The sequence below is a fragment of the Chitinophaga pinensis genome (assembly GCF_007896845.1).
Lineage (GTDB): Bacteria > Bacteroidota > Bacteroidia > Chitinophagales > Chitinophagaceae > Chitinophaga > Chitinophaga pinensis_C.
The window spans coordinates 84,826-99,262 of the sequence record NZ_VOHS01000011.1; the positions used below are offsets into that span (position 1 = coordinate 84,826).

Sequence of the window (14,437 nt, forward strand, 5' to 3'; positions counted from 1 at the left end):
ATTTCTAAAGTTGGTCAAAACTAGCCAGCCCCGCTGGCAGACGCAACCGGGATTGTATACCCGGTCGCATTTTTTTTGTAACCGGTCGTTTTACTCTGAAAAGTGAGGAAAGGTGACTCCCCTCCCCAAAAACGGAGATGATTCTAATCGGTTATTCTCTTATTTTTGCACACTTATATAAATGATATATCGCAAGCATGGAACTTTCTAAAAATTTTACGCCTGCTGCTGCTGAAGGCAAATGGTACCAGCACTGGATGGACAAAGGTTATTTCCGTAGTAAACCGGACAACCGTCCCCCCTTTACCATTGTGATCCCTCCTCCTAACGTCACCGGTGTGCTGCACATGGGACATACCCTGAACGAAACCGTACAGGATATCCTGGTGCGCCGTGCACGTATGAGCGGATACAATACCTGCTGGGTCCCTGGTTCCGACCATGCATCTATTGCAACAGAGGCAAAAGTGGTGAACATGCTCAAAACCGAAAAAGGTATTGAGAAATCACAGCTTACCCGTGAAGAGTTCCTCAAATACGCGTTTGAGTGGAAAGATAAATATGGTGGCATCATTTATAGCCAGATCAAAAAGCTTGGATGCTCCTGCGACTGGGACAGGGTAACCTTTACCATGGATGACCATTACTATCAGGCAGTTATCAAAGTATTTACAGACCTGTATAGCAAAGGCCTGATCTATCGCGGTGCCCGCATGATCAACTGGGATCCGAAAGCAAAAACTGCGCTGAGTGATGAAGAAGTACAGTATAAAGACATCAACGGTAAACTTTACCATGTTCAATACGCCATCACCGATTCTGAAAATAATCTTACCGGCGAAAGCATCACCATCGCTACGCAGCGTCCTGAAACCATCATGGGCGATACCGCTATCTGCGTAAACCCTGATGATGAACGTTATAAACACCTGGCAGGTCACTACGCGATCGTACCACTGGTAAACCGCAGAGTGCCTATCATCTTTGATACGTACGTAGATAAAGAATTCGGTACAGGTGCGCTGAAAGTAACGCCTGCACACGATATCAATGACTATAACCTTGGTCTGAAACATAATCTGGAAATAGTTGACACCCTGAACGACGATGGTACCCTCAGCACTGCTGCCGGCGTATTCATTGGTGAAGACCGCTTCAAAGCCCGTAAAAAGGTGATTGCTGCACTTGACGAACAAGGCCTGTTGGTAAAAGAACAGGAATATACTACCCGTCTCGGCTACAGCGAGCGTAACCCTGATACTGTGGTTGAACCTCGTATCAGTACGCAGTGGTTTGTGAAGATGGCAGAACTGGCTAAACCAGCTTTGGATGCAGTAGTAGAAGGAAACGTGAAGATCCATCCGGGCGACCGCTTCCTCGCTACCTACAAATACTGGATGGAGAATGTAAAAGACTGGTGTATCTCCCGTCAGCTCTGGTGGGGACAACAAATCCCTGCTTTCTATGCGCCTGATGGTACATTCGAGGTAGCACAGAACGTAGACGCTGCTATCGCTCAGTTCAAGGCGAAAGGTGCGACCTACACTGCCGCAGACCTCCGTCAGGATGAAGACTGTCTGGATACATGGTTCTCTTCCTGGTTATGGCCAATGGAAGTATTTAACGGTATCTCTCAGCCAGACAACGAAGAGATCAATTACTACTACCCAACCAATGTACTGGTAACCGGACAGGATATCATCTTCTTCTGGGTTGCCCGTATGATCATGGCTGGTCAGGAATACAGAAACGAAAAGCCATTCAGTGATGTATACTTCACTGGTATGGTTAGAGATAAACAAGGTCGCAAAATGAGTAAGCAGCTGGGTAACTCACCGGACCTGCTGGAACTCATTGAGCGTTTTGGTGCTGATGCCGTTCGCTTCGGTATCATGATCTCCTCCCCTGCGGGTAATGACCTGCTGTTTGACGAAGCTGCACTGGAACAGGGTAGTAAGTTTAACAACAAGATCTGGAACGCCCTGAAACTGGTGAAAATGTGGGAAGCCAATACCACCGGTGATGCAAATACCGCGGTTGACCACTTCGCTATCAGATGGTTTGAAAGCAGACTCAATGAAGTAAAAACACAGATAGCTGACCAGTTTACCGACTTCAAACTGAGCGAAGCACTGAAAGCACTTTATAGCCTGATCTGGGATGATTTCTGTAGCTGGTATCTGGAATGGGTAAAACCCGGTTTCGAACAGCCTTGTGATGCAGGCATATATGCAAAAACTGTTTACTTCTTCGAAGAACTGATGCAATTACTGCACCCATTCATGCCGTTCCTGACAGAAGAGGTGTATCAATTGCTGAAAGAACGTCCGGCAGGTGATGACCTGATTATCAGACAGTATGGTGCTCCCGGTACTATTGATGCAAAAATGCTCGCAGAAGGTCAACTGGCTAAAGAAGTCATCACCAGCATCCGTGATTCACGTAACAAGCACCAGATCAAGCCAAAAGAAGAAATCGTCCTGCATATCGATACCCTGCAGGAAGCTGCTTTTAAACAAATCGAAGGCATGCTCTCCAAACAGGTAAATGCGAAAGCAATCAATTATACCAAAGAGCCGGTAGCTGGTTGTATCACACTGGTAGTACAGAAAGACAAGTTCTACCTCGGTACAGAAACCGTACTGGATCAAGGTGCTCAGAAAGACCAGCTGGAAAAAGACCTCGCTTATCTGCAAGGCTTCCTCGTATCAGTTGAGAAAAAGCTGAGCAATGAAAAATTTGTCCAGAATGCAAAACCGGAAGCGGTAGAGATAGAGCGAAATAAGAAGAAAGACGCTGAGGCAAAAATTGCTGCCATTACGGAAAGTTTGAAATCACTATAATTTTCAATATCGCCCGGACGTTAACTACTCCGGGCGATTTTTATATCCCTTCTTATACTATGCGTAAATGTTATTTGATTTCGGGAATCCTCTTACTGATGGCCAGCATGCCAGTATTGGCGCAAACTGCGAAGCCAAAGAAACCTGCAGTTAAAAAACCTGCAACAGCTGCTACCGGTAAAACTACTACTACCACCCGCTTCCGCAGTACCTGGGGCATTTTCCTGCCGGATACGCTTCCGCGCCCGGAAATCATCAAACTGCTTGATTCTCCACTGGTAGTAAGGGACGAAAAGAATAATAAATATCCTGTGGTATCCTTCCAGTTCACCTACGAAAGAAAGGAACCTTACCTGAACGATACAACCGGTAAACCCGGCTTCTATTCCGAATTTGTCGGAGACGACTTTAAGGGTGACAGACTCCCTGCCATCTGGGTAGAACGTATCAAAGAAATGCTTGAGAGAAATGAAGTGTTTTACTTCGATAATATCATCATCAACTATACCGGCGACAAACTGTACAGAGCTCCCAAACTTCGTTTCGACGTCCGTTAATAACTGATTAGTTATCCTATAGCTGCGGAAATGACCTCCTTTGGCTTATGTCAGGCATCCAGACAGGTGTCTGCGACATAAATTAAGGGAAAGGTGATTTATAGCTATTTCTTGTCCGTTGTTTACAGACAAAAGCCAATCCTTGCGGACAATAAACTACACTGCCAGCAAAGTATCAATAACTAAACAGCTGCTGCAATGGAAGAATGAATGAGAATCTTTGTGTTGCCCTATCAACGGGATCTTTATCAAACAGGTGACTATACCTTACACCAAAGGTAAAGGGTATCTCATTCCCAATTTTTGTGTCGAAGAACAGTTCTCCCCCGGTAGATTTATACTCGGTATTTACCTTACTGATAAAATTATAGGCCCTGCTGTAATCATAGAAGACATTTGCCCTGACACGCATGAGATAAAACAACTGTGCAAATCCCCAATCCGGATAGACAATCGGGAAATGATAGTTCGCACCCAGTTTATACACATGTTCATAGAACGGCTCATTGTATCCTCTGGCGTACGCAAAATTGTCCGTAAAAGAGTAGTTACGGGAAGTATCTCTCTGCTGCCATGCGCCCTGCAGTACAAGACTATGACTTGGCAGAATACCAGGCAGATACAGATCCAGTCTTGCGAACAACTGTTCAGCAAATAATTTCGTGAGTGAGCGGTTATATTGTAAAGCGATGTATTGTCCGAAATGAGAATAAATATGTTGTCTGGCCCTGATACGCTGATTGTTGAACACAAGCGTATTCCCTATGTATTGTATGCTCGGGTTCACAAAGCGGAAAGCACCTTGTGGGAATCGTTCCAGATAGTGATACATGGAAGACACTGATAAGCTACGGCTATATAAACCAGCAGACAAGTTCAGGGGAATTGTAAATCCTCCGTGCACATCCATTTCCTTCCAGTATAAACGTCCTTTACCGGTAAAGATATCAGACCGGTTAAAGGTATACTTTGCTCCTGCCTGCAAATAAGGGAACAATGCACCATAGATGAAATCACCGGTAAAGCCGGAGCTTCCTTCATTACGGTTGTAAGTATACCCAATGGCAGTGGAAGCTGTTCCAAGAATATTATCTCCGTATAAAGTCACGCTATAATCAGGATCATCAAATGTTGGCAGCCAACTATGAAAGTTGATCAGGCGACTGCTTTTGGAGTAGGTTGCTACCGTATACTGTTCATGGGGTGCTTTTTCAAGTATGCTACCGCCTTCCTGAAAATCAGGTTGTAACCATGCACTATGATAATTACGTCCCGTATCTATCTGCTGCCATTCTTCCGGCGCCAGCGGTGTTGCATACAGCGCATATCCTTTCGTTCCGAATGCGCTATAGATCACCTGTTGTGAACTGTTATCAACAGCAGCATGTAATACGCCATTGGAATGCGCTGTCACCTGCCAGATCTTTTTATCAGACAACGTCAGTGCATATACGTTATCTACATCTTTGTAGGCGGCGGTATAATATATAGTGTCCTGACTGATCACAGGAATGCCTAATACGGCAAATGAGAAAGGAGTCAGCAATTCCTTTTCTCCGGTCTTCAGCGACTGACGCAGCATGGCCATCTCACCACGATTATTACGCACATTACTGATGATCCATTGTTCGTCAGCAGAGAATTTCGGATAGGTATAATACCAATTATCAGGATTAGGTAATGAATCGATCAACACACCTGTCTGTGCATCCAGCACCTGCACGCCATATCGTTGTGATGACAGTGTGGATACTGCCACAATACGTTTGCCATCTGCAGAAATATCAGGCGAGAAATACCTTGTGGTATGTGTGAGTGTGGATGTCTTTCCGGTGGACATATCATATGTCTTCACTACAGAATAATCTTTCCACGACCAACGGGGATGGAAACGGGCTTCCGTCCATACCAGTCGTCCATTGCGATAACTGAAGTAATCATCGAAGTTCATACCCGGACGGGTCACAAGTGTCTGATGACCAGTGCTATCCAGCAGATAAAAACCGGCCAGATGCTGATAAGAATCTTTATAGATCAGCCATTCTCCGGGCTTTACCGGATAGATGTATTTATAATTGGTAACGGTATTGGGTGCTTCCAGCAAAGCTTTGCCCGGTTTACTATGTTCCGTTGCGTATTGATTCCATAGTGGCTGATATTCCTTCAGCATGGCATGATAGAGACCAGTAGAATTATAGCCGGTACGTTTCCTGAGACTATGTGACAACGGATAGAAGAATCCCCGGTAGCGTACGGCATCAGTTGTTACATCTTTCCAGAAAGTACGGCCATAGTGTTCACGGCCATACATACTCATAAGATATCCCAGCGGATAGTGATTGGGAGTGAAGTCAACATAAGAGCCATTTCTGATCTTCATGTAGCTGTAATCGCGATGTTCAAGTGAAAGTGCCCTAAAGCCATCGAAGAAAGCAGGCAGACGTCCCCTGCCCTGCATACTCAGAGCTGTCTCCATTGTCACCGCATCTCCTTCCCAGAACCAGTTAGGTACTGCAATACTGGCAAGACCAGCCATCCCCAATTCACCCATGACATAATAAGCAACCCGGGTAAGTCCCTGATTAAAATTACGGTATTGTAATACGTGACGATACTCATGAATCGCCAGCTGGTCTTCCCATTTCAAAGACCCAAGGTCTCCGGATGCCGGTGGTGGTGTAAGATAGAATTCAGAACGGAAAGGTCCCATGGCAACATAACCATTAGATTCCAGCGTCTGGTTCTGCAGTACGATATTGACCTTTTTATTCCGGTTACCAATAGAGGAACGGGTATACCTGTCAATATAATGAATCAGATTAGCAACGCGCTGTCCCTGCTGCTCCAGACCGGCGGGGAATATAACACGAGCGGTATCAGTATTGATCTGGCGCCATTTTACAGAAGGAGGATTACCTCCAAATGTTTGTGCCATTAAGGTAAAGGGAAACAGTATGGATATCAGAAGGCAGGAGATAGCTTTCATATCAATTGCAGGTATATCAAACAAGATACGTTAGAAATTAGGAATTACGAATTAGGAATTGAGGCTTACAATGGGAATGGCTGTAATGACCATTATTGCTTCTGGGATATCCGCACAAATACAATGGATCAAAAAAATGCAGGAATTACGAATCAGTTAATTATTGCTAATTGTTGATTCGTAATTCCTGATTGATATTAACATTCCGGAAGGCTGATCGGTATATTAACAGCTAATCCGCCGTCAGAAGTTTCCTTATACTTACTATTCATATCCAGTGCGGTATCCCACATGGTTTTTACGACTGCATCGAGTGACACTTTCGCCAGTTCCGGGTTACTCTGTAAAGCCAGCTGCGAAGCGGTGATAGCCTTGATAGCGCCCATGGTATTTCTTTCAATGCAGGGCACCTGTACCAGTCCGCCGATAGGATCACATGTGAGTCCAAGGTGATGTTCCATGGCTATTTCCGCTGCCATGAGCACCTGACGTTGAGAACCGCCCAGACATTCGGTCAGTGCTGCAGCTGCCATTGCAGAGGATACGCCGATCTCTGCCTGACAACCACCCATTGCGGCGGAGATGGTAGAACGTTTTTTGAAGATACTGCCGATTTCGGAAGCGGTGAGTATGAATTGCATAATCTTCTCGTCCTGATAACCATCACAGAAGGCAATAAAGTATTGCAGTACTGCCGGGATTACACCTGCGGCACCATTTGTCGGTGCGGTCACAACACGACCGAAGGAAGCATTTTCTTCATTAACGGCCAATGCAAAACAGCTTACCCAATCGAGCGTATAAGCGAAGTGGTTACCACCTTCTCTGATTGCTGCGATCCAGGAGTCATAATCAGTATAGGTACGTCCTTTTAATAATTTCTTGTTCAGCGCGGCTGCACGTCTGGCTACACGGAGTCCGCCGGGCAATTCGCCTGCTGTATGTGAACCACGGTAGATACATTCTTTCATCACACGCCAGATATTCATGACACCTGCTTTGGTGGCTGCTTCTGGTCTCCATGCCTGTTCATTTTCCATCACCAGTTCAGAAATGGAATAGCCTGTTTTGATACACCATTGAAGCAATTGCCGGGCTGTATCTATCGGAAAAGGCAGATCAACCTGCGCTGCACCGCCACCAGACCCTTCGCCTTCTTTTACCACAAATCCGCCACCGATGGAGTAATAGGTAGCTGCCTGTTGTTCTCCATCCACAAAAGTGACGAGGAAGGTCAATGCATTGGGATGGAAGGGCAATGATTCCTCAAAGAGGAAAGAGATATCCTGCAAGGGATCAAATGCAATGCAATGGGTACCGCCCAGCATCATCTCTTTATTTCTGCGGATATCATCCATTTTGCTATTTATCTGATTCACATCAAATGTAACGGGGTCATCACCACAAAGACCTAATTGTACCGCGATATCCGTACCGTGACCATGACCGGTCTTGGCTAATGAACCGTATAACAAAACACTAACATGTTCTATGGAACTAAGTTTTCGTCCTGCAGACTGAATTTCATTCAGGAACTGGAGGGCTGCCCGCCATGGGCCTAACGTGTGTGAGCTGGAAGGACCTACACCTATCTTAAAAATATCAAAAACCGATATACATTCGTGTGCCACGACTTAGAATTTGAACAAATGTAAGCGGAATTTGCATACCGCCTCATTACATATAGCCGTATTACAATATCATTACAGGGCACTCCTGCATAGCACGCCTCTACCAGACTCGTGTAATAAAATTGTAATGCTGTTTCATTCAGGTACGGGTCAGGAATCGGTTCGTCTCTTATCAACAGGAGTCTTTCTGTCCTGAAAGCTCACAAAAACAAGCATTCGCTATCAGCCTGACAGGAAGAATACTAGCACAATAATGCCTGATTCCCTGATAAAAAAAGCCTGTTCCATTACAGAACAGGCTTCTCAGTATAAAGTGTAAAGTACGATACTATTGTATTGGGTTGGTCAGGTTTACCAGTTCGATATCGAAGATCAACGGAGAGTTAGCCGGAATGCCATCTTTCGCCTGATTACCATATCCGTAGTAAGACGGAATATATACCCTGATCTTACCACCTTTAGTGATTTTAGTCAGTGCGAACTGCCAGCCAACGATCACTTGTCCCGCAAGAAACTCGCGTGTGGTGGTGCCTGTAGTAGCGTCAAATACCACATCATTCAGCAGTTTACCGGTATATAATACATTCACTTTGGTGGTGTTGTATTTCACGGTGTCCACGCCATTACCTGGTACAGAAATGTTATAGAAAATACCGCTGAGCGTATCTTGTATAGCTGTCAGGTTTTTGGCTTTCAGATAAGCCTTAATAGAGTCAACATCTTTATTGAACTGAGGAGTTGGGTCATAAGGCTCAGTTTTGTCTTTACTACAAGCTGCAAAAAAAACCATCATTATCGCTGCTCCGATAAAGAGCAGATGTCTCATGCGAAATCTTTTCATGAAGTGCTCGAATTTATAATATTGATAATTAATTACGGGTGAATCATTTAAAGTCTACAAGTTCCACGTCGCAGACAAGAACGGTATTTGCAGGTATAATATTACCTACGGCTATATTACCAAAACCTAAGGGAGAAGGAATGATCAGAAATATTTTTCCTCCTTTTCCAATTTTCTGTAATCCGACCTGCCAGCCTACGATATGGTCTTTCAGGGCACGGCCATCAAAGTTAGTGCTACCGAAAGAAGCGTCCAGAATGGAATCTCTCAGATTACGGCGTACGTAGCTCAATGTAGGGACGGAGTTCAGGTTCATAAAGGCACCCTGATCGCCCGGATTCTCAATTTTATAATAAATGCCACTGAAGTCGTGCTCCAGTCTCAGGTTATTGGCGCTGATATATTGTTGAATAGCAACATCCTGTTCTCTCATTGTTCGTTCGTAGTCACCGACGTCGTTATATGCCTCGGATTGCTCACTTTTTGAACAACCGGTTATCAGGACAAGTGATAATAAAAGACTAAAAGCGGCGCGTAAATATGCGTTCATACATTTATAACGGAGAAAATACCCTAAAGTTACAGGAAGTGCTTAAAAAAGGAAAGGGTATCTGCTTTTAGCAGACACCCTTTCACTTATATTTTTGGATACTATATTAATAGTCCATACCCATTCCGTGACCACCGTGAGGAGCTGGTGCAGCAGACTTAGGTTCTGGTTTGTCAGCGATCACACACTCAGTGGTCAACAGCATACCTGCGATAGAGGCAGCGTTTTCCAGTGCGATACGAGTAACCTTAGCCGGGTCGATAACACCAGCAGCCAGCAGGTTTTCGTATACTTCAGTGCGGGCGTTGAAGCCGAAATCACCTTTACCTTCTTTTACTTTCTGTACTACGATAGAACCTTCGATACCAGCGTTAGCAGTGATCTGACGCAGTGGCTCTTCGATAGCACGTTTAACGATAGCAACACCTGTCTGTTCGTCAGCATTGTCACCTTTCAGTGTGTCCAGGCTTTCGATAGCGCGGATATAAGCCACACCACCACCAGGAACGATACCTTCTTCAACAGCAGCACGGGTAGCGTGCAGTGCATCATCAACGCGATCTTTCTTCTCTTTCATTTCTACTTCAGTAGCAGCACCTACGTACAGTACAGCCACACCACCGCTCAGTTTAGCAAGACGTTCCTGCAGTTTTTCGCGATCGTAGTCAGAAGTAGTTACTTCGATCTGTGCTTTGATCTGGTTGATACGAGCCTGAATTGCTTCTTTCTCGCCTCTGCCACCAACAACAGTCGTGTTGTCTTTATCGATAGTTACGGATTCAGCGCGACCGAGGTAGCTCAGGTCAGCATTCTCCAGTTTGTAACCTTGTTCTTCGCTGATTACAACGCCACCTGTCAGGGTTGCGATATCCTGCAGCATTTCTTTTCTTCTGTCACCGAAACCTGGTGCTTTAACTGCAGCAACTTTCAGCTGACCACGCAGTTTGTTCACTACCAGAGTAGCCAGTGCTTCACCTTCCAGATCTTCAGAGATGATCAGCAGCTGCTGGCCGTTCTGAACGATTTTTTCCAGAATGTGCAGGATGTCCTTCAGGGTGCTGATCTTTTTGTCATAGATCAGGATGTAAGGGTTCTGCAGTTCAGCGTGCATTTTTTCGCTGTTGGTGATGAAGTACGGAGACAGGTAACCGCGATCGAACTGCATACCTTCTACTACTTCTACAGTAGTATCAGTACCTTTCGCTTCTTCAACGGTGATAACACCATCTTTGGTTACTTTATTCATCGCTTCAGCGATCAGTTTACCGATCTCGAAATCGTTATTAGCGGAGATAGCAGCAACCTGTTCGATCTTTTTGTTGTCATTACCAACAGTTTCAGCCTGTTTAGCGAGGTTTTCGATTACTACTTTAACAGCTTTGTCGATACCACGTTTCAGGTCCATTGGGTTAGCACCAGCAGCAACGTTTTTCAAGCCTTCGCCGATGATAGACTGTGCCAGAACGGTAGCAGTAGTTGTACCGTCACCTGCGATGTCAGCAGTTTTAGAAGCAACTTCTTTCACCATCTGAGCACCCATATTTTCAATTGGATCTTCCAGTTCGATTTCTTTAGCAACGCTTACACCATCTTTAGTTAAAGAAGGAGCACCGAATTTTTTCTCGATTACAACGTTACGACCTTTTGGACCCAGGGTTACTTTCACTGCATCTGCCAGGGTATCCACGCCCTTCTTCATTTTGTTACGGGCGTCTGTACTAAAAAATATCTGTTTTGCCATAATAGCTTTGTGTTTTTCTGTTGAATGTTTTGGTTTTGTCCGTCAGTGTAGCGGGAATGATTAAACAATCGCTAAAATGTCAGATTCACGCATGATTAAGTAGTCGCCACCTTCAATGCTGATCTCAGTACCGGAGTATTTACCATACAGTACGGTATCGCCAACCTTTACAGTTACCGGCTCGTCTTTCTTACCAGGACCTGCTGCAACTACAGTACCTCTCTGTGGTTTCTCTTTTGCAGTATCCGGGATGATAATACCACCAGCTGTTTTCTCTTCAGCAGCTGCGGGTTTAACGATCACCCTGTCAGCTAAGGGTTTAATACTTAAATCTTGTGCCATATAATTATACTTTTTAAAAAGGTAATATGAAGGTTTATTGTGTTCTTGGCACTTCGATAATTGTGCCAAGGCTTTTTTCGGGTCAAATTTTCAGTCACCGAAGATAGGCATATTGCCCACACTGACAAAAATGCCATTTTTTCAGAAAAAACCTGACAGAATCAATGCCTGCATCCTCAAAATACCGACATATCTTCCTCATCGTCTGACGCAACAATGCAGCAAATTGTCATATTTCCCCGGACATCTCACTATAAAAATATCATTACTGAATGAATATCAATGATATAGAAATTATACTGTCAGCAAATGATGCCTAATTATGAAATGCCAATACCTAATTGGTCATTTTTCCATAGCTTTGCGCCCTCATACAGTTCTTGATTATAAGATGATTAGCAGAAGAAATATCCGGGTGAAGGTCATGCAGACCCTTTATGCGCTCGAAACGATGGAACCGGGTGCCATTAAGCCGGGCACGGCTACCAGTTTGCTGAACGAAAAACTGGACCAGACAAGTCAGCTCTTTACATACATGTTATACTGCCTCACGCAGGTAGCACAATATGCAGAAATTGACGCTCAGACCCGCGCTTCCAAACACCTTCCCTCAGCAGCCGACCTTCAGGTAAACACCAAAATAGCGGGAAATGAGTTCATTTTCCAGATCATCAATGACAAAGGTTTTCAGGTAAATCTGGAACAATGGAAGCTTAAATACCTTCCGGAACCAGACCTGATCAGAAAACTGTACAACACGCTCACAGCCACAGACATTTACCAGAAATACATCCAGGAACCGGGCCGCAACAAAGCGTCCGAAAAGGAAATCATGGAGTATGTATACAAAGAGATCCTCATTAAAAATGAGCTGTTCCTGCAGCACATGGAAGACAGCTTCCTGCACTGGAGCGACGATGCCGAAATGATGGACCTGCTGGTAGCCAATTACATGCACAAGCCGCATCTGTTCAATTTCCTCCAGCTTATCAGCCGGGAGAAACTGGAATATGCACGTGAACTGCTGCTGACCGTACTTGATAAGAAAGAATATTGCCTCGAGCTGATAAAGCCGAAATTACAGAACTGGGACCCTGAACGTATCGCCGCAGTGGATATGCTGTTAATGGAGATGGGTGTATGCGAGTTCCTGTATTTCCCGACCATACCTACCAAGGTGACAATCAATGAATACATTGATCTGGCGAAGGCTTACAGTACTCCTCAGAGTGGTCAGTTCGTAAATGGTATTCTGGATAATATCCTGAAGGACCTCGATCAGGCCAATCAGATAAAGAAGGTTGACCGTACAAAAAAATAGCTATTTTTGGGTCGAACCCGATACAATTATGAAAAAGATATTCTTCTACCTGATCGCTGGCAGCCTTTTAGCAGGTGCCTGTAATAGCTCAGATGCCGGCAAAAACGCAGCAACAGCAACAAGCGCTGCCTCAGACAGCTCAAAAGGTACACCTGTGATCGCCTTTGAGGAAATGGTCCATAACTTCGGTAACATCACAGAAGGCGAAAGAGTGGAGTATTCCTTCAAATTCACAAATACCGGAAACGGAGACCTGCTGATAACAGATGCTACCTCCAGTTGCGGTTGTACCGTTCCCGACTGGCCAAAAGAACCAATCAAGCCGGGAAAGAGCAGCTACATCAAAGTGGTTTTCAACAGCGCAGGAAAAGACGGATATACTGAAAAAGAAATCATTATCAGGGCTAATACAAATCCTGAACAGGTACAGGGACCAAAAATCCAGTGTACGATAATGAAGCAGAAAGCGTAACAACTAAAACAACAAATAACAACTTAATACGATGTACACTAACATGCTGAACGTTCTACTGATGGGTGGTGGTGCAGCTGGTGCTCAAGGTGGCGCTGGCTTCCAGTTCATATTTATCGGGGGTATGATCCTGGTAATGTGGTTATTCATGATCCGCCCTCAGACCAAGAAAGCAAAACTGCAAAAAGACTTTATCAGCAATCTGCGTGAAGGCGACAAAATCGTTACTATCGCAGGTATCCATGGCAAGGTTAAAAAGATCAACGATAATAACACGTTGCAGATTGAAGTAAGTCCAGGTACCTACTTTACTGTTGAGCGCTCTGCGATCAGCATGGAGTATACCTCTGCACAGCAGAAAGCTGCAGAAACACCTGCAAAATAATTTGCTGTCTTCCGACAGTAAGTCCCAAATTCCCTCGCGGGGTTTGGGATTTTTTTTGGAATTTGGTGCTATGTTAAAAATCGGTATTACAGGCGGAATAGGCTCAGGAAAAAGTACAGTTGCAAAGATCTTTGCCCTGCTGGGCGTTCCTGTTTACTATGCAGATGATGCTGCAAAAACTATTATGCAGACAGATGCACTGTTGATTGAACAGGTGAAAGAACATTTCGGACAACAGATCTATAACGCCGATAATGTACTGGACAGAGCTGCCCTCGGCAAAATCGTATTTAACGATAAAGATAAACTGGAACTGCTCAACACTCTTGTCCACCCCGCTACCATCCGTCACAGCGACGAATGGGCCAACCGTCAGACCGCCCCTTACGTCTTAAAAGAAGCTGCCCTCCTCTTTGAATCAGGATCTTTTCAATTTCTTGATAAATGTATAGGCGTATCCGCCCCCCAGCCTCTGCGTATACACCGTGTCATGAAACGGGATAATATCGGCCGCGCTGATGTGCTGGCCCGGATGTATAAACAGATCGATGATAATATTAAAATGAAACTGTGCGACTATGTCATTAAAAATGACGAACAGGAAATGGTCATCCCACAGGTATTGGCCTTGCATGAGAAGTTGCTACAGTTAGCAAAAGGGGATCAGGAATTGTAATGCTGCGGAGCGTTATGAGGAGGTTGGAGTGCAAAAAGCATTGCGAGGAGGTTAAAGTGTGAGAACGTCGTGAGGAGGCTAGAACTTAGAAG

General features: G+C 44.8%; 12 protein-coding genes. 6 read left to right on the plus strand and 6 right to left on the minus strand.

The genetic code is table 11. The features are described from left to right. Positions 1-197 precede the first annotated feature (197 nt). Positions 198-2,843: a valine--tRNA ligase gene (locus FEF09_RS13465; RefSeq protein WP_146305600.1), complete on the plus strand. Its 2,646-nt coding sequence runs from the start codon at positions 198-200 to the stop codon at positions 2,841-2,843. Between the two features lie 98 nt (positions 2,844-2,941). Then, the gene (locus FEF09_RS13470) at positions 2,942-3,400 is read left to right on the plus strand and encodes a hypothetical protein (protein WP_146305601.1); all 459 of its coding nucleotides are present in this window, start codon (positions 2,942-2,944) and stop codon (positions 3,398-3,400) included. 175 nt (positions 3,401-3,575) lie between these two features. On the opposite strand, the gene FEF09_RS13475 is transcribed toward FEF09_RS13470, so the two are convergent. The 6 genes from FEF09_RS13475 to groES all read right to left on the minus strand — a co-directional run bounded on the left by FEF09_RS13475 (position 3,576) and on the right by groES (position 11,491). Then, a complete protein-coding gene (locus FEF09_RS13475; RefSeq protein WP_146305602.1) occupies positions 3,576-6,335 on the minus strand; it encodes a TolB family protein in 2,760 nt (919 codons plus the stop codon). 248 nt (positions 6,336-6,583) lie between these two features. Then, positions 6,584-8,017: an L-serine ammonia-lyase gene (locus tag FEF09_RS13480; protein ID WP_146305603.1), complete on the minus strand. Its 1,434-nt coding sequence runs from the start codon at positions 8,015-8,017 to the stop codon at positions 6,584-6,586. Between the two features lie 328 nt (positions 8,018-8,345). Beyond that, on the minus strand, positions 8,346-8,843 hold the full coding sequence (locus FEF09_RS13485; protein WP_222596964.1) for an FKBP-type peptidyl-prolyl cis-trans isomerase: 498 nt from the start codon (positions 8,841-8,843) through the stop codon (positions 8,346-8,348). 58 nt (positions 8,844-8,901) lie between these two features. Next, the gene (locus FEF09_RS13490) at positions 8,902-9,408 is read right to left on the minus strand and encodes an FKBP-type peptidyl-prolyl cis-trans isomerase (protein WP_146305605.1); all 507 of its coding nucleotides are present in this window, start codon (positions 9,406-9,408) and stop codon (positions 8,902-8,904) included. A 106-nt stretch (positions 9,409-9,514) separates the two neighbouring features. After that, a complete protein-coding gene (gene groL / locus FEF09_RS13495) occupies positions 9,515-11,149 on the minus strand; it encodes a chaperonin GroEL (RefSeq protein WP_146305606.1) in 1,635 nt (544 codons plus the stop codon). A gap of 60 nt (positions 11,150-11,209) precedes the next feature. Next, positions 11,210-11,491: a co-chaperone GroES gene (groES, locus tag FEF09_RS13500; protein WP_012793817.1), complete on the minus strand. Its 282-nt coding sequence runs from the start codon at positions 11,489-11,491 to the stop codon at positions 11,210-11,212. Positions 11,492-11,882: 391 nt separating this feature from the next. Here groES and nusB point away from each other — a divergent pair, with 391 nt between their 5' ends. The 4 genes from nusB to coaE are packed head-to-tail and all read left to right on the plus strand — an operon-like array spanning position 11,883 to position 14,345. After that, complete coding sequence (gene nusB / locus FEF09_RS13505; RefSeq protein WP_146305607.1) at positions 11,883-12,812, plus strand: transcription antitermination factor NusB; 930 nt, start codon at positions 11,883-11,885, stop codon at positions 12,810-12,812. A gap of 28 nt (positions 12,813-12,840) precedes the next feature. Continuing rightward, positions 12,841-13,284, plus strand: coding sequence for a DUF1573 domain-containing protein (locus FEF09_RS13510; protein ID WP_146305608.1), 444 nt, complete (start codon positions 12,841-12,843; stop codon positions 13,282-13,284). Positions 13,285-13,327: 43 nt separating this feature from the next. Further along, the gene (gene yajC, locus FEF09_RS13515; protein ID WP_044220102.1) at positions 13,328-13,669 is read left to right on the plus strand and encodes a preprotein translocase subunit YajC; all 342 of its coding nucleotides are present in this window, start codon (positions 13,328-13,330) and stop codon (positions 13,667-13,669) included. Between the two features lie 43 nt (positions 13,670-13,712). Continuing rightward, positions 13,713-14,345, plus strand: coding sequence for a dephospho-CoA kinase (coaE, locus tag FEF09_RS13520; RefSeq protein ID WP_261387470.1), 633 nt, complete (start codon positions 13,713-13,715; stop codon positions 14,343-14,345). Positions 14,346-14,437 lie beyond the last annotated feature (92 nt).

What these genes read in the sequence shown, in the direction of transcription:
- groES (WP_012793817.1), bottom strand. Translation starts at nt 11,491, where the DNA reads ATGGCACAAGATTTAAGTATTAAACCCTTAGCTGACAGGGTGATCGTT.
- FEF09_RS13465 (WP_146305600.1), top strand. Translation starts at nt 198, where the DNA reads ATGGAACTTTCTAAAAATTTTACGCCTGCTGCTGCTGAAGGCAAATGG.
- FEF09_RS13510 (WP_146305608.1), top strand. Translation starts at nt 12,841, where the DNA reads ATGAAAAAGATATTCTTCTACCTGATCGCTGGCAGCCTTTTAGCAGGT.
- yajC (WP_044220102.1), top strand. Translation starts at nt 13,328, where the DNA reads ATGCTGAACGTTCTACTGATGGGTGGTGGTGCAGCTGGTGCTCAAGGT.
- FEF09_RS13485 (WP_222596964.1), bottom strand. Translation starts at nt 8,843, where the DNA reads ATGAGACATCTGCTCTTTATCGGAGCAGCGATAATGATGGTTTTTTTT.
- FEF09_RS13490 (WP_146305605.1), bottom strand. Translation starts at nt 9,408, where the DNA reads ATGAACGCATATTTACGCGCCGCTTTTAGTCTTTTATTATCACTTGTC.
- nusB (WP_146305607.1), top strand. Translation starts at nt 11,883, where the DNA reads ATGATTAGCAGAAGAAATATCCGGGTGAAGGTCATGCAGACCCTTTAT.
- FEF09_RS13470 (WP_146305601.1), top strand. Translation starts at nt 2,942, where the DNA reads ATGGCCAGCATGCCAGTATTGGCGCAAACTGCGAAGCCAAAGAAACCT.
- groL (WP_146305606.1), bottom strand. Translation starts at nt 11,149, where the DNA reads ATGGCAAAACAGATATTTTTTAGTACAGACGCCCGTAACAAAATGAAG.
- FEF09_RS13475 (WP_146305602.1), bottom strand. Translation starts at nt 6,335, where the DNA reads ATGGCACAAACATTTGGAGGTAATCCTCCTTCTGTAAAATGGCGCCAG.